This window comes from Bacillus sp. WMMC1349 (assembly GCF_013155385.1).
GTDB lineage: Bacteria > Bacillota > Bacilli > Bacillales > Bacillaceae > Bacillus.
Window position 1 is genome coordinate 1,164,658 of record NZ_JABJUQ010000007.1, and the last position, 20,725, is coordinate 1,185,382.

Below are 20,725 nucleotides of genomic sequence, written 5' to 3' on the forward strand. Positions count from 1 at the left end.
AAAGTCGACATGATTTGATATTATAAAGATGTGAAATTGATCACAAACAAACATTTACCCCTTTGTTTGACCGTGAAAAATTTCTCCCATCCCCTTTGTTGTCGTTAAGACATATTAGAAACCGCGCTTATCCCGGCGCGGTTTCTTTATACCTAAAAAAGAACATATGTTCTTTCGGGAGTAAACATAAACACGGGTAAAAAACCCGTGTTTTATGTTTACATGGATTGTTCTGTTTCTGCACCACTGTTTATGTAGCGCCAAAATAACCCATGTTTAGCATTAATTTTTTTGACCTTTTGAGCAAAAGCAAGCTTTTTCATTTCGCGTTCGACTTGTTCAAGAGTCCAATCAAAAACGACGGCGATTTCTTGATCAGCGACGAATTGAAAGTATTCAACAAATAATTCAAGCGGAGGGGTTTGGGATGGTTTAGGTTCGTCACCAAGCATCTCAAAAAGTACCTCTTCATATATATCATAAGAATAATGTCCGGTTACTTTCAATCCTTCTTTTTCGTGCAGACTATTGAAAAAGGTCAATGTTGGAACAGATGTGACCTCCATTTCGGCAGCGATTTTCAGATCGCATTGAAGAGCTTTAACGGCACTTTGTGAATAAAGGTCTTTTTTAAATTCAGTTAAATCAAGCTGTGTTCTTTCTGCAATATGAAATAGCACTTGCTCATCGGTAATATCTTGTTTGTTAAGAAACAAACTCTCCTGCAAATTTCTTAAAAATTGGACCCCGGCTGTTCTCCCCTGCAATTCTGCGGCTTTAAGCGCTAGAGAGGTTAGGTATGGGGCGGGATTAGTTTGATCACAAGAGATGTTCGACCAACGATTTGCCTTGCCCCAATGATATTTTAGACGGTGTTTTTTGCGCTTTTGAAAATTCAATGCAGAGAGACTGCAGGCAGTTATCATCCGCAATGTGAAAAATCGCCCATAACGAATTTTTAATTTTTTTATTGCGGGCTCAAGAGCCCAGCATTCCGCAGATAAAGGATCGACAAACATATAAATTTCCATCGGTTTCTGCGGATGTCCGTGGCAATGGGAGAAAAATTGGTCACGCTGTTTAAGAGTCAATGTGAACCATCCTCCATTTTTGGCTGGTTTACCATATGCCTAGCTGTTAAGGTCAATCTTTCGAACAGAAAACTCCTGATTTCACCGTCTAAACCGACTCGATTCATAGCCTCATTCATACACGAAAGCCATGCATCCGCACGTTCAGGTGTAATCGGAAATGGAAGATGCCGCGCTCTTAGCATTGGGTGTCCGTGTTCTTCTGTGTAAAGTGGTGGACCGCCTAAATATTGGGTTAGGAACTGTTTTTGTTTACGCGCTGTATCTGTCAGGTCATCCGGAAAAATTGGAGAAAGAAGCGGATGCCGTTCTACAAGTTCATAAAAAGTATCAACAAGTTGCGATAGAAGTTCTTCTCCAATCGCTTCATAAGGTGCGTTAAACGATTGTCCCATGTTGACTACTCCTTTTAATATACTAATAGGAAAAAGTGCCGATTCCTATTGCAAAAAAATATTTATGTTCTTCATCATTTATGGTTTCACAATTGTATATACTTATTTTAGCAACACCGTTTGATTTCTACAAATAAACCGACTTTTATGCAGATCGTTTTGTATCAAATATCATATCATAAACGCTTGAAAAATGTCTGGTTTTTGAATTGGGGGATGTTTAGAGGAAAAAGAAAAAACCAGAAAGCGAGGTACTTTCTGGTTATGCAAAATAATTTGCTGTGACTTTTCTTACATAATTTTGTGTTTCTCTAAATGGAGGGATGCCTCCATGCTTCTTGACATTTCCTGGTCCGGCATTATAAGCCGCTAATGCAAGCGAAACATTTCCACCGAACTTATCGAGCATTTGTTTTAAATATTTTGTTCCCCCTTCAATATTCTGAACAGGGTCAAAAGCATTGTTAACACCAAGCGATCTTGCTGTTGAAGGCATGAGCTGCATGAGTCCCATTGCTCCGGCTGGGCTTGTCGCTTTCTGGCGATAACCGGATTCCTGTTTAATCACAGCATGGATCAGTTTTTCATCAACATCATATTTCGCAGCAGCCTTTTTAATAATTTCATTAATATCTCCGTTACCCTCTCCTGCAAATGAGACCGGATGGTTCTGAAATGAAGGAGAAACAGATGTGAGAGATGGTGTAGCAGTATTGAGAGTTTGCGTACCCGTCATCATCTCAGGGTAAACGGATCCAGATGTCTGCTGCAAACCGCCGACATTGCTTAAATATTGATTTAAAACGGCGCTGAAATCAAAGCCTGTCTCTTTTGTATCACTACCTGGTGTCTGATAAAACGACCGTAATGCTTGAAGTTCCATAAGGGCGGCCATATATTTAACGTTCATTATTTTCCCACCTTATTGATTTTGAGAGTTTTGCTCATAAAAACGAACGATTTTATTTTTTGTAGGACGTGCAGGGATTCCAAAAGATTTAAGAAGCTTTTGGAAATCAGCTTTTCCCTGATGATAGTCTGTGACTTCAAATTCAATTTCATAGTCCTCTACCATTAAGTATCGGCTATGATCTAAAACAATTAAGCCCTCAGGCAAATTTTTTTCTGCGCGTTCTGTCATGAGCATACCGAAATATTGTAAATGCTCCGGCTCAATACCTAGACAAACGAGCCGATCATATACAGGCCCTTTTGGAATATTAAACTTCTCATAATGAATTGAGGATGGCAATTGTTGGTGTGTTTCCATTAGCCCGACTGAAGCTGGTTCTTTTAGTGTCAGCACATGTCCATCTTGTTTTTGGCGAATTCTTAATGCCGCAGCTTTTTCTTTGAGAGAAAAGTGAGGCGTATCATAATAATAGTTCCTCTGTGAAAAAAACTGTGAGGAAGTGAATTGATAAAAAGTTTTTATTTGTTCAAACTCTTCTTTTGTCAGCATATTTTTAAATTCTATCTCAAGTTCTTGGCTCATTTTTTAATTTTGTCATCCTTTCATTAACTAAAAAATACATTTTTCTTATTATCTCTTGAGATGGAACGTTTATCAATATGGAACATGATATGCTAAAATAAACTTGTATCTTTTATGTAAAGGGGATCACTATGCAAAACAGAATTGAAATTTTAGAGGCAAATCTGCAACATGACCGACTCGTTTTGATCAGTCAAATCCAAGATGGTCAAGATCGGAAACCAACCAGTCGGATGCTGGTAGATTCTGATCATTTTGCATTTGTATACATACTTGAGCAAGAAGAATCATTCCAATATGTGATGTTGAATGAAATACTTTGGCCTAAGATAAAACAGGCATTTGTTGCAGGGGTTCCTGTGTTTCTTAAGATGGGAAAACAGGAAGTGGAGCTTAGCGGGTTCCATGAAGAGCTTGAGTATTTGCTAGAAAACATTAAAGATAATGCAAATTATGGCGAAGAAATGGAAGAGAGAGTTAAACAGATATTCCTCTAGAAAAAAACGTGATCACATTGGGGGAAAGTTTATGGATGAAAAACAATGGGAGTATTTTTTAGCACCCTATCGGCAAGCTGTAGAAGAATTGAAAGTTAAATTAAAAGGGATCAGAGCCCTTTATGAATATGAAGAAGAGCATTCACCGATTGAATTTGTAACGGGTCGGGTTAAGCCTGTGCCGAGTATTCTAGAGAAAGCAAAACGAAAAAATATTCCATTACATAATATTGAAAGTATGCAGGATATCGCCGGTCTTAGAATGATGTGCCAGTTTTTTGAGGACATCCACGGTGTCGTGGAGATGCTGTTAGCACGAAAAGACTTTGCAGTCGTCGATAAGCGTGATTACATCAATGAACATAAAGAGAGCGGTTATCGTTCCTACCACCTTGTCATATTATATCCACTCCAGACCATCCATGGAGAAAAACAGATTTTGGTGGAAATCCAAATTCGAACACTGGCGATGAATTTTTGGGCAACGATTGAGCATTCTTTAAATTATAAGTACAGCGGCAATATTCCAGAAAAAGTGAAACTGCGGCTTCAGAGAGCTTCGGAAGCTGCTTCAAATCTCGATAAAGAAATGTCTGAGATCAGAGGTGAAATTCAAGAAGCGCAAGTGGCTTTCTCAAGAAAGAAAAAGAATGAGGATGATGGCTAGGGGTGAGATGGGAAAATGAAATTTGCGGTATCGTCGAAAGGGAATACGGTGTCAGATGCGTTGAAAAACCGAATTGAAACATATTTGCTTGATTTTGGTCTTGAGAACGATGAACAAGAACCGGATATCATCATCTCTGTCGGAGGTGATGGAACACTTTTACACGCGTTTCATAAATATAGTGACCGCCTTGATAAAACAGCGTTTGTCGGTGTTCATACAGGTCACCTTGGTTTTTATGCTGACTGGGTTCCAGATGAGATTGAAAAGCTGGTCATTGCAATCGCCAAAACGCCATTTCAAGTCGTCGAATACCCCGTATTAGAAGTGATTGTCCGCTACAATGACGGGGGAAAAGAAGCAAGGTATTTGGCACTAAATGAGTGCACAATTAAAAGCATTGAAGGCACACTTGTGACAAATGTTGAAATAAAAGGGGAACTATTTGAAACATTCCGGGGAGACGGTCTTTGCCTATCGACACCTTCAGGAAGCACCGCTTACAATAAAGCGCTGGGCGGTGCCATTATCCATCCGTCAATTAGGGCGATTCAATTGGCTGAAATGGCATCCATCAATAACCGCGTCTTTCGGACTGTCGGCTCTCCTTTAATTTTGCCTGAACATCATACATGTGTCATCAAACCCATTAATGATGTGAATTTTCAAGTTTCAATTGATCACTTAACATTACTTTATAAAGATGTTAAATCAATACAATGCCGTGTAGCAAGCGAGAATGTCAGATTTGCACGCTTTCGTCCATTTCCTTTTTGGAAGAGGGTGCAAGATTCTTTTATTGGCAAGGGAGAATAATTTGTTGTGTGTGACTTTTTTGTGAAACAAACGATAATGGGTAAAGAGCATGGCGTTTTGCTGAAGGACTATCTCCGGCATTTAGGAATTTCCAAGCGACTACTTGTGGACATCAAGTTTGGAGGCGGCGACCTTTTCATCAACGGAAAACATGTGACGGTCAGATATGTTCTTCAAAAAGGGGACGAGCTTGTGATTCGCTTTCCGCTTGAAAAGGTAAGCAAATCATTGCGTCCAGAAATGATCCCACTCGACATTTTATTTGAAGATGATCATGTTCTCGTCTTGAATAAGCAACCATACCTCTCATCCATTCCATCAAGAGAACATCCATCGGGAAGTCTTGCAAATGGGCTTATTCATTATTACAGACAAAATGGCTATCAGGCGACAGTTCATTTAGTAAGCCGGCTTGATCGTGATACTTCAGGGGTGATGTTAGTTGCTAAACATCGTTTTTCCCATTCACTTTTGTCAAATTTTCAAAAAGATGGACAAGTCAAACGGGAATACCGTGCGATTGTTCAAGGACTGATCAGAGTAGAACAGGGAACGATCGATGCTCCGATCGGTAGAAAAACGGATAGTATTATTGAACGTGCAGTCATTTCAGAAGGTCAAAAAGCAGTGACTCATTTTAAGGTGAACAATCGGATTGGAGATTTGACTGATGTTTCACTTCATTTGGAAACAGGAAGAACTCATCAGATTCGTGTTCACATGAGTCATATCGGACACCCGCTTTGTGGCGATACATTATACGGAGGCAGTCGTACTTTGATTAACAGACAGGCACTTCATAGTGAAAAACTAACCTTTATACATCCATTCACCAGAGAAGAACTGACATTTGAAGCCCCACCCCCGCAAGATATTCAGCAATTATTAGAAGGATAGTTAGTTGATGGATGTAGGTGGAGTGTGAAGGCTAAAGCCAAATTTCTTACTAAAGGGAATTTGGCTTTTTAAATTTTTTCAATCAAATATTTCTTTTTCAGTATCATTCATCGAATTGAATACAAGTTGAATAAAAGCCCTAGGGTGGTGGTTAACGTTACTTTTATGGTTCGATCTTCAAAGAATGATTTACTAAATATGACGTTTACTCTTGTTACGATATTTCTTTAAACGGCGGGCGCAATAGCTGAAAAGGGGTAACAGGGCAAAGATGTGTATATACAGAAATAATTGGGATTGTGGGAAATTGTTGTTAAATGATGTGTGGTGGATTAAACTAGTCTATATTAGATCGTGATAAAGGAACTTTTGGCTGGGGAATTGTCATCACATCAAGTATAGTGATAACTAAAGATGTAACAGATCGTGTTGTTGCTTGTTAATACATGGGCAAGCGGCTTAGAGGTTCTGTCCACGAATGGTTTGAGGAGGGAACAATATGGAAGTTTTTACAGCATATTTAGAGAGTATTGATAACCCGCAACATCGGTCACGAACAAATGAAGTGTTAGCTTGGGTTACAAAGGAATTCCCCACTTTAATGCCGGTCATGAAGTGGAATCAGCCTATGTTTACCGATCATGGCACATATATTATCGGCTTTAGCACAGCTAAACATCATTTAGCTGTTGCCCCTGAAAAGGAAGGGATTATCCATTTTTCTGTTGAAATTGTCCAGGCTGGCTATGAACATAGCCAGCAGTTGCTACGTTTCCCATGGGATCGTCCGGTTGATTTCTCACTACTTAAGAAAATGATCGAGTATAATATTTCGGATAAGGCGGACTGTTCAACATTTTGGCGGAAATAGCAGGAGAGGGAACTGCAGGAAAAGAGTAAAATAGTTAAAACTTATGGCAAGATTGCTGACATATCAGTGTTTGTTAAATGTGAAAAGGGCGTCCAATAGTCAAAAATCGACTTATTGGACAGCCCCCTTTTCATTTATTCCTCATAAGAGCGAAATCTTGATTCATCAAATGGTAATGATGAAGGAACAGATTCAGTAATTAACTCGGGGAATCTGAAGGCTGTTAAGCGGTTGCCAAACACACAGCCTGTATCAATATTAATCGTATGATGAATCATTCGCGGTGTTTTGACTGGGGTATGGCCATAAACGACCCATGGGTTGCCACCGTAATCGATAGCCCAATCCCGTCTAACAGGTCGTCCGTCAGGCAGCGTTTCCCCTGTTATATCACCGTATAGTACAAATTGTTTTACCTTTCCGCTCGGTTTTTTGCCAATGTCTTCAGCTTTAATACCGGCATGAGCAACAACGAGCTGACCGTCGTGCAAAATATCATAAAGTGGTGCACGTTCATAGAGACGAATGAAAAGCTCTCTAATATACGCTTGTTCTTTAAGTGGGAGTTGCTTGTATTCAGCTGCTGTCGTTTCAATACCATGCATCAGTTTGACTGGATTACCTTTAAAAAAGCGATATAGCTTATTGCAGTGGTTGCCCGGGACATAGCGCACCACACCTTTTTCAACTGCATGTGCGACAAATTGAACAACATCGAGTGATTTCGGTCCTCTGTCAGTTAAATCTCCAAGAAAGACAAGTGTTCTGTTTTCGGGATGAACAGGTAAACTAGATTGGAGAGAGTATCCGAGTTTGTTAATTAATGTGATCATTTCATCGTAACAGCCGTGAACATCGCCAATCACATCATAATTCATATTTACCTCCAACTATTCCATTGAATGTTCTATGTTTATCATGGTCTAAGCATGATGAATTGATGAACGCTGTTTTTTTCCAGATAGAAAATCAAGCATATCACTTTTTTTTCTTGCTCAGCATTGTTAAAATCGTTCTTTATAAGTTGTGAAAAATACGAACCTTTTGCTTTGATTTAGGGAACGATAAGGTTTTAGGAGGTACCAATAAATGGAGCATGCATCTGTTTCATCATTAGTCGTTGTACTTATTATTGCATTTTTAACCCCAATCTTGCTACATCGGTTAAAACTTGGCATTCCTGTGGTTGTAGCAGAGATCATCATGGGTCTTTTTATCGGTAAAAGCGGTTTAAACCTTGTCACTGTCCATGATACATGGTTGGAGACATTATCGATGCTTGGCTTTATCTTTTTAATGTTTTTAAGTGGTTTAGAAATTGATTTTTCTGCATTTGAAAAAGGGAAGAAAAAGCAGACTCTTCAAAATGGAAAGACAGCGCCTCATACATTCAAAACAGCGCTGATTGTATTTACAGGCATTTTTATTTTATCACTTGCTCTTTCATACGGTTTCGTTTGGGCCGGATTTATTGATAATGCTTTTTTAATGACACTGATTATTTCGACCATTTCACTTGGTGTTGTCGTTCCGACGCTGAAGGAAGAACGGCTGATGAAAACAAATATTGGTCAAATTATTTTGCTTGTGGCTGTGATCGCTGATTTAGTAACGATGATCTTATTAGCTGTGTTCGCATCAATTTATAGTGATGAAAGTAACAATATGTGGCTTTTGATCATTTTGTTTGCAGCCGGTGTGGTCCTGTATTTGTTTGGCAGAGTATTTAAACATCGTTCATTTGTTGAGGTGTTGTCAAAGGGAACGATTCAAATCGGCACAAGAGCCATTTTTACCTTAATTATCGTTTTGGTGGCCTTGTCAGAATCATTAGGAGCTGAAAATATTTTAGGCGCCTTTTTAGCTGGAGTACTTGTGTCTCTGCTTTCTCCCAATAAAGAACTCGTACAACAGCTCGATTCATTTGGTTATGGTTTTTTAATTCCGATCTTTTTTGTGATGACAGGCGTCAAATTGGATATTTGGTCATTGTTTGAAAATCCGAAAATTTTAGTGATGATCCCGCTTCTCTTTATTGCACTGTTGTTGAGTAAAACGGTTCCAGCGCTGGTTTTATACAAATGGTATGATTTCAAAAAAGTGCTGGCTTCAGGTTTTCTGCTGACTTCAACGCTGTCTCTCGTTATCGCTGCAACAACGATCGGCGAACGGATAGGCATAATCGATGCCCAAATGTCAGGAGCGCTTATTTTAGTTGCTGTCATCACATGTATTATTACACCTGTTGTTTTTAAAAAATGGATGCCAAAAACAGAACATGAAATTGAACAGAAAACAGTCACCTTTATCGGTGCTAATCAAATGACACTGCCTGTTACACTTGAGCTTTCACCGCAAGAATACAATGTTAGGGTTCTGCATATGTATCAAGAAAACAAAGAAGAAATGATGAACGATTCTGTTTTTGATGTCGAAATTTTACCTGACTATGAATATGACACCCTTCAATCTTTTGCCGTCTTTGATACAGATATCCTAGTTGTAGCGACAGGAAATGAAGAACGGAACATCGGCATTGCGCTTTTCGGACAAAATCAGAAGGTAAAAAGAATCATCGCCCGCGCTGATACACCAAAAGCTGAGGCGGAATTAAAAGAGAACGGAATCGAAGTATTTTCGATTATGTTGTCAACGAAAACATTGCTGCGTGCTTTGATTGAAGCACCTGGTGTGATGAAATTGCTAACACATCAGGATACGTCATTGTTTGAAATCAACATTAACAATGAACGATTTGATCGTGTGTTGTTAAGAGAATTCCCTTTTACAGGAGATGTGATCTTTGTCCGGATTTTTCGGGGCATTGACAGCATTGTTCCTCACGGTGATACGATGTTGCAAGTGGGCGACCGTTTGATCGCCACCGGTTCCCGTGAATATATTGCAGAATTGAAAAAAATCCTTGAAGACTGATAGCTTGACCATTTTGTCATTCGTGTTAAGATAAAAGTATAGCTAAATAAAAAGAAATGTTTTCCACTAGGGGAGTCCTTCATAAGGGCTGAGATAAAAGTGTGACTTTTAGACCCTCATAACCTGAACAGGTTCAAACCTGCGTAGGGAAGTGGCAAGGTATTTGCCGATTCATTTTGCGAATTCCAAACCACTTTCCTATGGGGAGTGGTTTTTTCATTTTTAATCAACTGAAGGGAGAGTCTTGACATGAAATTTTCAGAAGAGTGTCGAAAAAGTGCTGCAAAATGGTGGGAAGGCAGTTTTGATCATCCATTTATTAAGGGAATAGGAGATGGTACGTTAGCGCTTGATCGCTTTCAATACTATGTTCTACAAGATTCCTATTATTTAACCCACTTTGCCAAGATTCAAACGTTTGCTGCGGCAAATGCGGATGATTTATATGTTACAAGCCGAATGGCAGAACATGCAAAAGGGACTTATGAATCTGAGCTGTCACTACATAGAAAATTTGTCAAGTTATTGGGTATAACAGAAGATCAAAAGAACATGTTTCAGCCATCACCAACAGCCTATGCTTACACATCCCATATGTACCGTTCTGTTTTAAGCGGCAGTTTTCCAGAAATTCTTGCCGCTTTGCTTCCTTGTTACTGGCTTTACTATGAAGTCGGTGAAACATTGAAACCATGTAAGCCGAAAAACGAAATCTATCAAGAATGGATTGCTACATATGGAGGAGATTGGTTTAAAAAACTCGTGACTGAACAGGTTGATCGCTTTGATCAACTAGCTGAAAAAAATAGCGCTGAAACTCGGCTGAAGATGAAAGAAAACTTTGTGATTTCAAGTTATTACGAATATAAGTTTTGGAACATGGCATATGAAAAAGAAGGCTGGTCAAAAAACGGGGTGAAACCATTTGCAACTACATGCAATCACAGATAACCGTCATTCATGGGCAGAACTTGCAACCAAAATCATGACTATTAAAGATGCAGTAGATTTCATTCATATTCGTGAAAGATCAAAAAACGTAAACGATATTTCACGATTAATCGAACATTTGCTTGATTATGGGGTTGATAAACGAAAACTGATCATCAATGACAGGGTAGATATTGCCTTATTTCATCATATCCATCAAGTGCAGCTTCCCGCTCATAGTTTTTCTGTCAAAACCGTGAGAAATCATTTTCCTCATTTGAAAATTGGAAAGTCTGTACATTCCATTTCAGAAGCTGTTCAGGCAGAAAAAGAAGGTGCCGATTATGTGATGTTTGGACATATTTTTGCAACTGACAGCAAAAAGGGGCAGGCAGGAAGGGGAACAGATTGTTTGGCTCAAGTGAAGCAAGCTGTTGATATTCCTGTGGTGGCAATTGGTGGAATTACAGACAAACGAATCCCCGAAGTGCAAGTGGTCAACCCAGAGGGGATTGCAGTGATGTCAGCCATTTTTTCTAAAGATGATCCTCTAGAAGCAGTTGAATGTCTTGCTTGTCATCTGAACGGAGTTCCTTATGAAGAAACACTATGAAGTGATTGTTGTCGGAGGAGGAATTATTGGTACGTCAATTGCTTATCATCTTGCAAAAACGGGAAAGAAAACGGCTGTTTTTGAAAGTGGGGAAGTTGGAAAAAAAGCAACACATGCTGCTGCAGGAATGCTTGGTGCCCATGCTGAATGTGATAAGCCCGGAACGTTTTTTCAATTTGCTAGAGCAAGTCAACAAGTTTATCAACAACTGACAATTGAATTAAAAAACAATAGCGGGATTGATATTAGACGACATGATGGAGGAATTCTGAAGATCGCCTTTACAGAAAGCGATCGAGAACGTCTGATGCGAATGGCCGCTTTGGATTCTGCTGAATGGCTAACAGCTGAGCAAGTTGTTGATATGGAGCCTGATGTAACAAAAGATATCATCGGCGCAAATTTTATTGCAGATGATGTTCATGTGGAGCCCATTGCTGTCTGCAAAGCGTTCGCTAAAGGAGCCAGACTGTTTGGTGCTGACATCTTCGAATACACTCCTGTCATCGCAATTGATACAGATTCAGGTGTTCAAATTCAAACTGCTCTAGGCACAGTGGAAGCAGAACATATTGTGATTGCATGTGGTGTATGGAGTGGTCCTTTTTTAAAACAACTAGGGATCAATAAGAGTTTTTATCCTGTAAAAGGTGAGTGTCTATCCGTTTGGAATGATCGGATTCCTTTAAAAAGAACGCTCTATCATGATCATTGTTACATAGTCCCGCGTCATAACGGCAAGCTGATTGTCGGTGCAACAATGAAACCAAGGAATTGGGATGAGCGGCCAGAGCTGGGGGGGATTAAAGCAATGATCGAAAAAGCGAAAACAATGCTTCCTGATATTGATAAGCTGAAAATCGATCGGTGTTGGGCAGGACTAAGGCCGGCAACAGTGGATGGAAATCCTTATATTGGCTGCCATCCTCAAAACAACCGAATTTTATTTGCCGCAGGGCATTTCAGAAACGGGATTTTGTTAGCGCCAGCTACTGGCGAAATGATTAGGGATCTGATCATTGGAGAACCGGTTAAACCGGCATGGCTAGAAGCGTTTAAACTAGAGCGAACGGAGGTTGTGATTGAGTGAACATTCAACTAAATGGTCGGAAAATCGAATGGCAAAATGACGGGAGAACAATATCTGATTTACTCGTCTTTTATCAGTTGGACAACCGGGTGGTTGTTGTTGAAAGGAACAAACAAATTGTTGCGAAAGAACAGTATCATAAGGTTGAATTTGAAGATGATGATGTCATTGAAATTGTACATTTTGTTGGAGGGGGATAATGATGTTAAAGATTGCTAATCAACAGTTTTCATCAAGGTTATTGCTTGGAACAGGAAAATATCCGTCATTTGATATTCAAAAAGAAGCAGTGCGCGTCTCAGAGTCAGAAATTCTTACTTTTGCCGTCAGACGGATGAATATTTTTAAAGAATCACAACCGAATTTTTTAGAACAGCTTGATTTAAGTCATTTTACATTATTACCTAATACAGCAGGGGCAAAAACGGCAGAAGAAGCAGTGCGGATTGCCAGACTTGCAAAAGCATCCGGTCTTTGTGATATGGTGAAAGTGGAAGTGATCGGCTGTGACCGTTCACTACTGCCTGACCCTGTTGAAACATTAAAAGCATCTGAAGCTCTGCTTGAAGAAGGCTTTATTGTGTTGCCATATACATCAGATGATGTTGTTCTGGCCAGAAAACTAGAACAACTTGGTGTACATGCGATTATGCCAGGGGCTTCTCCAATCGGATCAGGGCAGGGTATTATTAATCCGCTCAACCTTTCATTCATCATTGATCAGGCTAAAATTCCGGTTATCGTTGATGCTGGGATCGGTTCACCGAAAGATGCAGCATATGCAATGGAATTGGGAGCAGATGGTGTTTTACTGAATACGGCTGTCAGCGGTGCAAAAGATCCAGTGAAAATGGCACTGGCTATGAAGCTTGCGGTTGAAGCAGGCAGGCTTGGATATCTTGCCGGAAGAATACCTGAAAAGAACTACGGTATCGCCTCTAGCCCAGAAGAAGGGATGTTACCATCTTGAATGATCGGTATTCTCGTCAAGAGCGATTTCGCCCGATTGGGCCGGAGGGTCAGATCAAGTTGAAGCGCGCCCATGTACTTGTGGTCGGAGCAGGGGCTCTTGGATCAGCAAGTGCTGAAATGCTAGTCAGAGCTGGAGTTGGTTCACTAACAATTGTTGACCGTGATTATGTGGAAGCAAGTAATCTCCAACGACAGCAGCTCTATACAGAAGATGATGTCAATCACCACTTACCGAAAGCGGCAGCAGCTGAGAAACGGCTCCGCCTTATCAATCATTCAGTTGAAGTGAAAGGGATTGTCACTGATGTGACAGCTGAAAAAATACTTGATCTAGCTGAGGGCTCATCACTGATCATTGATGCCGTTGATAACTTTGAAACTCGACTTATCGTCAATGATGCTGCCGTTAAATTGGGAATACCTTTTTTATATGGGGCATGTGTTGCAAGCTATGGGATTACCTATACTGTTATTCCTAAGAAAACACCGTGTCTTCATTGCCTTTTGGGGCATTTTTCGACTAATGATCTCACCTGTGATACATCAGGAATTATTAGTCCAGTTGTTCAACAAGTATCTGCTTTGCAAGTGACTGATGCTCTTAAACTATTAACCGGTCATGAGATGACTGGAATGATCCGTTCATTTGATTTGTGGACAAATGAACGAGCAGAAATTCACGCGGATCTTCTCAAAGATCAGGCATGTCCAACATGTGTTGCTCAAATGTTCCCGTTCCTTTCTACTCAAAATGCAACAAAAGCTGCTGTTCTCTGTGGGCGGGAAACTGTTCAAATCAGAGCAGCTGGCGAGAAGCCGCCAGCACTCAAAGAATTAGCCACCCGTTTTAGAAAAGCAGGTTTACATGTAGTAGGAAACCCATATTTAGTATCATGTAAACTCGAGGACTGTAAACTCGTGATCTTTCGTGATGGTCGCGCGTTTATTCATGGACTAAACGATGTGAACAAGGCAAAAACAATCTATCACAAGTGGATTGGAAGGAGTGCAAAACATGAAAATATATAAAGCGTTAACGATTGCCGGGTCTGATTCTGGGGGAGGCGCAGGTATTCAAGCTGATCTCAAGACATTTCAAGAGCTTGAAGTATTCGGAATGTCAGCTTTAACAGCCATTACTGCTCAAAATACAGTAGGTGTGCATGGTGTATATCCGCTCACACCTGATGCACTCGGAAAACAAATTGAAGCAGTCGTTTCAGACTTGCGTCCTGATGCTATTAAAACAGGAATGCTTTGGAATGCAGACATGATAGAGGAAATTGTCTTTCAGTTGACGAAATATAAGCTTGAGCATGTGATTGTTGATCCAGTTATGATAGCTAAAGGTGGAGCTTCATTATTGAACGAAGCAGCGATTGAGACATTGAAACAACAGCTGTTGCCACTGGCTTATGCTGTGACGCCGAACATTCCGGAAGCGGAAATTCTGACGGGAAGAACGATTGAAACGATGGAAGATCGTAAAAAAGCCGCACGTGACTTGCATAAAATGGGTGTTCGCTACCCGATTATTAAAGGGGGGCATCAGCCAGAAGAGCAAACAGTAACAGATCTACTGTTTGATGGAGAAAGTATGATCGAAATTTCAAATTCATACATTCATACAAAAAATACGCATGGAACAGGTTGCACATTTTCTGCCGCTTTAGCAGCGCAAACAGCAAAAGGAAGCGCAATTCATGAGGCATTTCAAATCGCTGATTCCTTTGTCCACAAAGCGGTGGCCAATAGTTTTGATATTGGCAGTGGACATGGGCCGACAAACCATTTTGCTTTTAAAAAAGCAAAAATTTAGGCTTTAGCAAATGGTGAGTTTCTGAAATTGTCAGACGGCTGTCAGATGTGATACTATATATTATGATCAGGTACTAATAAAATGTTAATCATTAGGAGGATTTATACATATGAATGTATCACTTGAAGGCCGGAATATTGTCGTGATGGGTGTTGCCAATAAACGAAGCATTGCCTGGGGAATTGCTCGATCTCTTCATCAAGCAGGTGCAAGATTGATTTTTACGTATGTTGGGGAGCGCCTTGAAAAGTCAGTAAAACAATTAGCTGATTCTTTGGATCGCAAAGATTCTATTATATTACCTTGTGATGTGACAAGCGATCAGGAAATTGAAGCTTGCTTTGCAAAAATAAAAGAGGAAGTTCAGGTCATTCACGGTGTTGCGCATGCCATCGCATTTGCAAATAAAGAAGAGCTTGTAGGAGAATATTTGAATACGAATCGTGAAGGCTTTCTACTTGCCCAGAATGTCAGCTCTTACTCACTGACAGCTATTGCTAAAGCTGCACGCGGCATCATGACTGAAGGGGGAAGTATTGTTACACTTACTTATCTTGGCGGTGAGCGTGTCGTTGCCAACTATAATGTCATGGGTGTTGCCAAAGCTTCCCTTGAAGCAAGTGTCAAATATTTGGCAAACGATCTTGGCAAAGACGGCATTCGTGTCAACAGCATTTCTGCAGGACCGATCCGGACATTGTCTGCAAAAGGCATTAGCGATTTTAACACGATTTTAAAAGAAATTGAAGAACGCGCTCCGCTTCGTCGCACGACTACTCCAGAGGAGGTCGGTGATACAGCCACTTTCCTATTCAGTGATCTTTCCCGAGGCATAACAGGTGAAAATCTCCATGTTGACTCAGGTTTTCATATCCTTGCTCGATAAACATCCTAAAAAAGCAATCTGGTTTAGTCCAGAATTGCTTTTTCTTTTCTTCTGATTTTTCTAGGTCTGTCATATAGATATACCATGAACAGATCGGAGGGATGAAAATGTCTAATAAGAAAAACAATACAGAGCAAAAACCGCTCATGTATATTGTACAACCGGATTATGAAACAATAGAGGCGGATATGCAGGATATTCTCATTAAAAAAAGAAATATAACAAAACCCAACACTGCAGAAAAGAAGTCAAAAAAGCTAAAGGAAGAACAGCCAACAACACAGAATTCCAAAGAGGATGCAAAACAAGAACCCGTTCCTAACAAAGAGCCGGAAAGACACGGAAAAGGGTTAAAGCCAGTGAAAAAACCGCTTAATAAAATGACAATATCTGAAAAAATTGATTTTTTAACTAGCTTCCCTGGGAATATGCCAAAAACGCTTTGTTTAATTGAAGCAGGTGGAAAAACATATAGAGGTACATTGGTCGAAAAAAAAGGCGATGCTGTCTTTGTGCGGACATCCAGTAAAGGTGCTCCAGCAGAATTGCAAATTGACAGTATTACTGCATTGCACCCACTTGGATTTTAAAATGGTACGCAAAAAAGTCCCAGGTTCGGGACTTTTTAATTTGAGCGGTTGATCAATTGTGGATTTAAACATTCAATCGCACAGAAGCATTTTAAGTCACACTCAACACAAAAACTAGTTTTTTCTAATCGGAAAACATCGCAAATTTTATCTTTTTCATCTGTGAAATCAAGAATATGACGATTTTCATCAAAAGCAATTAACAATCTAAGTGTAGCGCAGCAATCTTTAATCTTTTCTACTCTGAAGAAAACAGTGTTAAAACAAGGACCTGCTCCCAGCTCACCTACATTTCCAAATGCGACAAACGGTTTTGATTCGGCTGGATATAGAATAAATGGAATCGTATCACCGAAATGTCGTGTTGGAGAAAGCAGATTATTAAAACAGCTTGTCGGACAGCCCTCATCATGAATTGCGTTTTGCAGTTCAAAAATATTTTCAACAGCTTCACAAACGCAATTGTCAACGGAAAAGTTCGCCATGTTGTAATCCCTCCTAAACTTGGGAATGTTGTTCTTTTTTACCGGCAGGGCTTTTTTATTGTAAAAGGAGCTGCCGAGAGCCGGCAGCCGTCATCAAGTGAACTTAATTCTGCCCTGCAGATTATCTAACCGTGATGGTGTTTATTGTCTGCTGCGCGATCAACAAGTTCAGGTGACAGACATTGAATTGCACAGAAACAATTCAAGTCAACTTCAACGCAAAATTCCGTTTTTTCAAGCCCGAAAAAGTCAGGATCACAAGGGTGGCAGACGCTTAGTGTATTGCCGTTTATGTCCACAGGTTTCAGGATTGAAAGGGTCGCACAGCAATCTTTTAAACTTTCAGCCCGGAAGAAAATAGATTCAAAACATTGCATATCATCTACAAATCCTCCGATATTTCCAAATGTTGAAAACAAACCGCCACTTTCATCAAATAAAAGGAACGGAATGGTGTCTTTACCGGAAACAGTCGGGTTCAGCAGATTGCTGAAACAGCTAGTCGGACATGTTTCTTCTACTGCTTCCTGTTCTTCTATAATCTGCTCAACTGCTTCGCATACACAATTTTCATGCCGGCCATGGTGTTTTCCGCAGCTCATGGATTTCAGCTCCTTTATACTAGGATATTTGACTTTAGTCTTTAACAACATATGTACCCTTGCCCTTGTTGGTGTGGGTAATCGTCTATAAAATGAAGAAAAGCAGAGCGTTTTTGGCTCTGCTTTTCGTATTAAAGAACCCCAACAATCAGTGCTGCGATCACGACTGTAAGTGTTTGGACAGCTGTTGAAACCAATGCTGCAACATCTGTATCTTCTGTTGTCACTGTGACATCGCGGGAATTGTCGATCACTAGTTTTTGGCGGTTTGTTTGTTTATTTGCTGATACTTGCAATAAGTCTTGTGATACAAGCTCCGCCAAATCAGCGTCATCAATAATGGCGAGCACAACTGTGACAATTGCTGTTTGGATTGAAGTCAAAACAGATGCAACAATTTGTGTGTCCTCTGTAGAGACTCTAATATCGCAAGAGTCTTTAATAATAATGGTTTCATCTGACAACTGTTTGTTGAGATTGAGCTGATCCAATTCCTGATTGATAAAGGCATCATCTTTTCCGCATTTGCAGTTGTAGTCATCACAAAGTTGTTTTTTAGGAAATCTTGGATAATACTCAGTTCCTGGATGATCGCACTCAGGATCAAGCGCAACCCAAGAGTATGGTCTTGTTTCCATTTGTTTTCCTCCTTCCATTTACTATTATTAAATGTTGAAACTCTTGAACTTGTATATGGCAGATACCCTACTCCAAATCCCCATTTTTTTCTTCGTCCTCTGGATGATGTTCTTGTTGCCTTTTTTGTCTTAATTTTTCTCTTAATTTATTTGAACGATTTCTTCTTCGTTTTGTTCTATCTTTAGATTGTTTGACCGTGTCCTGCTTTTCTTCTTGCTTTTTTTCGTTTTGTTTTTGAATGATCGCTTCAGATTGTGCTTTTAAATCTTCGAGCATCTTTAAAATATTTTGTTTTTCTTCTTCAGATAATGTGCGGACATTGTCTTTTGAGACGCCATGTTTCCGAAGAACATTTGACACAAGCGTATTCATTAATGGATTTACCTCTGATTTGAGTTTTTCTAAATCTGACAATGATTCTCACCTCAATTTCTAAAATATTAGACAGAAAGAAGCTTTAGATGATGTCAAAGGTGGACAATAGAACCGTTAGTAATTCTGTCAAAATTAGCACAGAAATTACGATTTCAGTTGAGGAAAGTGTAATGGAGACATTGCGACTACTCAGCACTAGGATCGCAATCCTTTTTTTATTTTGTAGTTTTTGTACAGCAAGCAGGTCTTCTGCAATCGGGGCAGCAGCCTCTTGATCTTCAATGACAAGTTGCACTGCAAGAATAACTAATGTCATCACCAATGCCTGCAAGGAGAGTGCTTCTGTTACGTTTGACGTATGAATTGTGACATGTTCTGAATCAATAATTTCAATTAGCTGATCAAATTCCTCGGACAGTTCATTGAATATTTTTTCATATAATGCTTCGGCACGTTGTTCAAATAACATAACTTTCACTCCTTTCTTATCTACAATTTATTAAATGCAGACTGGTTCCTTAGCGGAATAAGGAAAACATACATTTCCACACCCAAATTCATCTTACATACAGCCGTGCATATATTGGAGAGCGGGAGGGAGAGTGAAATGATTCAAAGCCCGTTTTTATTCATCATCTTTTCAATTGCAGTGTTTCGGTTAACACGCCTGATTGTTTTTGATACGATCATGGCTCCATTGCGGAGATTTTTTCACGAGGAGATTGAAGAAAAAGATGAATCAGGCCAGGTGAACACCTATATTGTTATTAAAGGAAGCGGACTCAGAGCTTGGATTGGGGAGCTGTTGAGTTGTTATTGGTGTACGGGGGTTTGGTGTACAGGATTTTTACTTATTTTTTACATGCTTATTCCACAAGTGGCGGATTGGTTGCTTCTTTTGTTGGCAATCTCAGGTCTTGCAGGGATTGTGGAAACGGTCGTCTCAAAACAGCTCGATTGAATGGGGGTTTATCACTAGCAACTTATCAAAAAGAGGGTCATATAATGACATATAAGCAAGCATGAGAAAGGAATGATTATCGCAATGAGACAAGTGAAAAGACGGTCTGGCCATTTATCGAATACTTCTCATACTCCTACTTTCTCAAAAAAATTGAAGAAAAAAGGCTGTGGTTGCACGAAAAAGAAAAGAATTCAATAGTTTTTAGAAAGAAAAGCCGGAAATCATCCGGTTTTTTTGTTCCTTTTTTGACCTTTACGCATACATCATCAATAAGGAGGATCATCTATATGAATCTACTTGAACAACTAATTGAAGCGCATGGCGAAAAGCATCATCAACACCAGTCCAATCATGAGCGAATCATACTTGAGCAAGACCGGCGATTAAATCAATTTGATCAAACGGCTGACCAATTTGGTAAACAGATTGAACAATTTGCTGAACAAGCAGAAAAATGGCTGGGGGAACATGAGCGGATACCTGGCATATATAAATAATCCACACAAACCCTATGTATTGATCCAAGCGAAACTTAACAATTTTCATATGGTGTAAGAAAAGGAGGTGCTTTAAATGGGCTTTTGTTATGGCGGCTATGGCGGCGGCTATGGCGGTGGCTACGGCGGTGGCTCAACATTTGTCCTCATTGTTGTTCTGTTTATTCTTTTGATCATTGTCGGCGCTTCTTTTAGATACTAGTCTATAAAAAGAAGAGAGCTTACAGGCGTATACCCTGTTTCAATGCTCTCTTCTACTAAGCACATAAATGTATTTTTCACATATAAATAGTGTAGCACCCTAAAAGAACGAGGAGGACCAAGATGGATAATAAATTTTTTAAAAGTATTGAGAAGAAAACAGGGGTCAATATGGATGATGTCATGCAGTTAGCAAACTCTTTACAAAATGCTAACTTCAAAGATGAAAAAACCGTCCGAAGCGTGATAAGCCGCGTTGCTAAATTAGCAAACAAACGGGTTCCGAAAGAATTAGAAGATAAGATTGTAAAATCAATTACCAGCGGAAAAGAAAAATTGGACTTTGATACGATTTCTAAAATGATGAACAATAAAAAATAACCATCGGGCTCTCCAACA

General features: G+C 39.7%; 29 protein-coding genes and 1 riboswitch. Of the genes, 19 read left to right on the forward strand and 10 right to left on the reverse strand.

Annotated features, from left to right (window positions below; all coding sequences use genetic code 11):
• Positions 1 to 218: 218 nt before the first annotated feature.
• From HOO54_RS08210 to HOO54_RS08225, 4 genes are all read right to left on the reverse strand, one after another.
• Positions 219 to 1,091: a ClpXP adapter SpxH family protein gene (locus HOO54_RS08210; RefSeq protein ID WP_172294156.1), complete on the reverse strand. Its 873-nt coding sequence runs from the start codon at positions 1,089 to 1,091 to the stop codon at positions 219 to 221.
• Positions 1,088 to 1,486: a globin domain-containing protein gene (locus tag HOO54_RS08215; RefSeq protein ID WP_172294158.1), complete on the reverse strand. Its 399-nt coding sequence runs from the start codon at positions 1,484 to 1,486 to the stop codon at positions 1,088 to 1,090. Before HOO54_RS08215 ends, HOO54_RS08210 begins: the two co-directional genes overlap by 4 nt.
• Positions 1,487 to 1,748: 262 nt before the next feature.
• The gene (locus tag HOO54_RS08220; protein WP_172294160.1) at positions 1,749 to 2,396 is read right to left on the reverse strand and encodes a lytic transglycosylase domain-containing protein; all 648 of its coding nucleotides are present in this window, start codon (positions 2,394 to 2,396) and stop codon (positions 1,749 to 1,751) included.
• A 12-nt stretch (positions 2,397 to 2,408) separates the two neighbouring features.
• Positions 2,409 to 2,981: a CYTH domain-containing protein gene (locus HOO54_RS08225; RefSeq protein ID WP_172294162.1), complete on the reverse strand. Its 573-nt coding sequence runs from the start codon at positions 2,979 to 2,981 to the stop codon at positions 2,409 to 2,411.
• A 131-nt stretch (positions 2,982 to 3,112) separates the two neighbouring features.
• Here HOO54_RS08225 and HOO54_RS08230 point away from each other — a divergent pair, with 131 nt between their 5' ends.
• The 5 genes from HOO54_RS08230 to HOO54_RS08250 all read left to right on the forward strand — a co-directional run bounded on the left by HOO54_RS08230 (position 3,113) and on the right by HOO54_RS08250 (position 6,729).
• A complete protein-coding gene (locus HOO54_RS08230; RefSeq protein ID WP_172294164.1) occupies positions 3,113 to 3,478 on the forward strand; it encodes a UPF0738 family protein in 366 nt (121 codons plus the stop codon).
• A 31-nt stretch (positions 3,479 to 3,509) separates the two neighbouring features.
• Positions 3,510 to 4,145 (forward strand): GTP diphosphokinase, encoded by a 636-nt coding sequence (yjbM, locus tag HOO54_RS08235; protein WP_172294166.1) that lies wholly within the window; start codon positions 3,510 to 3,512, stop codon positions 4,143 to 4,145.
• Positions 4,146 to 4,160: 15 nt separating this feature from the next.
• Positions 4,161 to 4,961 carry an NAD kinase gene (locus HOO54_RS08240; protein WP_172294168.1) on the forward strand — a complete coding sequence of 267 codons (801 nt, stop codon included), beginning with the start codon at positions 4,161 to 4,163 and terminating at the stop codon, positions 4,959 to 4,961.
• 36 nt (positions 4,962 to 4,997) lie between these two features.
• Positions 4,998 to 5,858: an RluA family pseudouridine synthase gene (locus HOO54_RS08245; protein WP_216664857.1), complete on the forward strand. Its 861-nt coding sequence runs from the start codon at positions 4,998 to 5,000 to the stop codon at positions 5,856 to 5,858.
• A 499-nt stretch (positions 5,859 to 6,357) separates the two neighbouring features.
• Complete coding sequence (locus HOO54_RS08250) at positions 6,358 to 6,729, forward strand: iron chaperone (RefSeq protein WP_172294172.1); 372 nt, start codon at positions 6,358 to 6,360, stop codon at positions 6,727 to 6,729.
• Positions 6,730 to 6,863: 134 nt separating this feature from the next.
• Here the strand turns inward: HOO54_RS08250 and prpE are convergent, their stop codons facing one another.
• Positions 6,864 to 7,607 carry a bis(5'-nucleosyl)-tetraphosphatase PrpE gene (gene prpE, locus HOO54_RS08255; RefSeq protein WP_172294174.1) on the reverse strand — a complete coding sequence of 248 codons (744 nt, stop codon included), beginning with the start codon at positions 7,605 to 7,607 and terminating at the stop codon, positions 6,864 to 6,866.
• Positions 7,608 to 7,818: 211 nt separating this feature from the next.
• Here prpE and HOO54_RS08260 point away from each other — a divergent pair, with 211 nt between their 5' ends.
• The 10 genes from HOO54_RS08260 to HOO54_RS08305 all read left to right on the forward strand — a co-directional run bounded on the left by HOO54_RS08260 (position 7,819) and on the right by HOO54_RS08305 (position 16,563).
• The gene (locus HOO54_RS08260; RefSeq protein WP_172294176.1) at positions 7,819 to 9,663 is read left to right on the forward strand and encodes a monovalent cation:proton antiporter family protein; all 1,845 of its coding nucleotides are present in this window, start codon (positions 7,819 to 7,821) and stop codon (positions 9,661 to 9,663) included.
• 58 nt (positions 9,664 to 9,721) lie between these two features.
• A riboswitch (TPP riboswitch) is annotated at positions 9,722 to 9,830 on the forward strand.
• Between the two features lie 82 nt (positions 9,831 to 9,912).
• On the forward strand, positions 9,913 to 10,614 hold the full coding sequence (gene tenA / locus HOO54_RS08265) for a thiaminase II (RefSeq protein ID WP_172294178.1): 702 nt from the start codon (positions 9,913 to 9,915) through the stop codon (positions 10,612 to 10,614).
• The gene (gene tenI, locus HOO54_RS08270; protein WP_172294180.1) at positions 10,589 to 11,206 is read left to right on the forward strand and encodes a thiazole tautomerase TenI; all 618 of its coding nucleotides are present in this window, start codon (positions 10,589 to 10,591) and stop codon (positions 11,204 to 11,206) included. The genes tenA and tenI overlap by 26 nt, the downstream gene beginning before the upstream one ends.
• Positions 11,190 to 12,296, forward strand: a complete 1,107-nt coding sequence (thiO, locus tag HOO54_RS08275; RefSeq protein ID WP_172294182.1) for a glycine oxidase ThiO — start codon at positions 11,190 to 11,192, stop codon at positions 12,294 to 12,296. The genes tenI and thiO overlap by 17 nt, the downstream gene beginning before the upstream one ends.
• Entirely contained in the window at positions 12,293 to 12,496 is a 204-nt protein-coding gene (gene thiS / locus HOO54_RS08280) for a sulfur carrier protein ThiS (protein WP_172294184.1), read from the forward strand. The genes thiO and thiS overlap by 4 nt, the downstream gene beginning before the upstream one ends.
• A gap of 2 nt (positions 12,497 to 12,498) precedes the next feature.
• On the forward strand, positions 12,499 to 13,266 hold the full coding sequence (locus HOO54_RS08285) for a thiazole synthase (RefSeq protein WP_216664858.1): 768 nt from the start codon (positions 12,499 to 12,501) through the stop codon (positions 13,264 to 13,266).
• The gene (locus HOO54_RS08290) at positions 13,263 to 14,297 is read left to right on the forward strand and encodes a ThiF family adenylyltransferase (RefSeq protein WP_172294186.1); all 1,035 of its coding nucleotides are present in this window, start codon (positions 13,263 to 13,265) and stop codon (positions 14,295 to 14,297) included. Before HOO54_RS08285 ends, HOO54_RS08290 begins: the two co-directional genes overlap by 4 nt.
• Positions 14,284 to 15,087 carry a bifunctional hydroxymethylpyrimidine kinase/phosphomethylpyrimidine kinase gene (gene thiD, locus HOO54_RS08295; protein ID WP_172294188.1) on the forward strand — a complete coding sequence of 268 codons (804 nt, stop codon included), beginning with the start codon at positions 14,284 to 14,286 and terminating at the stop codon, positions 15,085 to 15,087. Before HOO54_RS08290 ends, thiD begins: the two co-directional genes overlap by 14 nt.
• A gap of 109 nt (positions 15,088 to 15,196) precedes the next feature.
• Positions 15,197 to 15,973, forward strand: coding sequence for an enoyl-ACP reductase FabI (gene fabI, locus HOO54_RS08300; RefSeq protein ID WP_172294190.1), 777 nt, complete (start codon positions 15,197 to 15,199; stop codon positions 15,971 to 15,973).
• A gap of 107 nt (positions 15,974 to 16,080) precedes the next feature.
• Positions 16,081 to 16,563, forward strand: coding sequence for a CotO family spore coat protein (locus HOO54_RS08305; RefSeq protein WP_301539276.1), 483 nt, complete (start codon positions 16,081 to 16,083; stop codon positions 16,561 to 16,563).
• A 35-nt stretch (positions 16,564 to 16,598) separates the two neighbouring features.
• Here HOO54_RS08305 and HOO54_RS08310 read toward each other — a convergent pair whose 3' ends face one another.
• The 5 genes from HOO54_RS08310 to HOO54_RS08330 all read right to left on the reverse strand — a co-directional run bounded on the left by HOO54_RS08310 (position 16,599) and on the right by HOO54_RS08330 (position 19,133).
• Positions 16,599 to 17,048 (reverse strand): CotY/CotZ family spore coat protein, encoded by a 450-nt coding sequence (locus tag HOO54_RS08310; protein ID WP_172294194.1) that lies wholly within the window; start codon positions 17,046 to 17,048, stop codon positions 16,599 to 16,601.
• Positions 17,049 to 17,173: 125 nt separating this feature from the next.
• Positions 17,174 to 17,650: a CotY/CotZ family spore coat protein gene (locus tag HOO54_RS08315; RefSeq protein ID WP_172294196.1), complete on the reverse strand. Its 477-nt coding sequence runs from the start codon at positions 17,648 to 17,650 to the stop codon at positions 17,174 to 17,176.
• Between the two features lie 131 nt (positions 17,651 to 17,781).
• Positions 17,782 to 18,288 carry a spore coat protein gene (locus tag HOO54_RS08320; protein WP_172294198.1) on the reverse strand — a complete coding sequence of 169 codons (507 nt, stop codon included), beginning with the start codon at positions 18,286 to 18,288 and terminating at the stop codon, positions 17,782 to 17,784.
• 67 nt (positions 18,289 to 18,355) lie between these two features.
• Positions 18,356 to 18,703 (reverse strand): spore coat protein, encoded by a 348-nt coding sequence (locus tag HOO54_RS08325; protein WP_172294200.1) that lies wholly within the window; start codon positions 18,701 to 18,703, stop codon positions 18,356 to 18,358.
• Between the two features lie 43 nt (positions 18,704 to 18,746).
• Positions 18,747 to 19,133, reverse strand: coding sequence for a spore coat protein (locus HOO54_RS08330; RefSeq protein WP_172294202.1), 387 nt, complete (start codon positions 19,131 to 19,133; stop codon positions 18,747 to 18,749).
• Between the two features lie 138 nt (positions 19,134 to 19,271).
• On the opposite strand from HOO54_RS08330, the gene HOO54_RS08335 reads away from it, so the two are divergent.
• The 4 genes from HOO54_RS08335 to spoVIF all read left to right on the forward strand — a co-directional run bounded on the left by HOO54_RS08335 (position 19,272) and on the right by spoVIF (position 20,707).
• On the forward strand, positions 19,272 to 19,625 hold the full coding sequence (locus tag HOO54_RS08335) for a DUF1360 domain-containing protein (RefSeq protein WP_172294204.1): 354 nt from the start codon (positions 19,272 to 19,274) through the stop codon (positions 19,623 to 19,625).
• Positions 19,626 to 19,915: 290 nt separating this feature from the next.
• Positions 19,916 to 20,125 carry a hypothetical protein gene (locus HOO54_RS08340; RefSeq protein ID WP_172294206.1) on the forward strand — a complete coding sequence of 70 codons (210 nt, stop codon included), beginning with the start codon at positions 19,916 to 19,918 and terminating at the stop codon, positions 20,123 to 20,125.
• A gap of 76 nt (positions 20,126 to 20,201) precedes the next feature.
• Positions 20,202 to 20,327 (forward strand): YjcZ family sporulation protein, encoded by a 126-nt coding sequence (locus HOO54_RS08345; RefSeq protein WP_172294208.1) that lies wholly within the window; start codon positions 20,202 to 20,204, stop codon positions 20,325 to 20,327.
• A 122-nt stretch (positions 20,328 to 20,449) separates the two neighbouring features.
• Entirely contained in the window at positions 20,450 to 20,707 is a 258-nt protein-coding gene (gene spoVIF / locus HOO54_RS08350; protein WP_172294210.1) for a sporulation-specific transcription regulator SpoVIF, read from the forward strand.
• Positions 20,708 to 20,725: the final 18 nt, after the last annotated feature.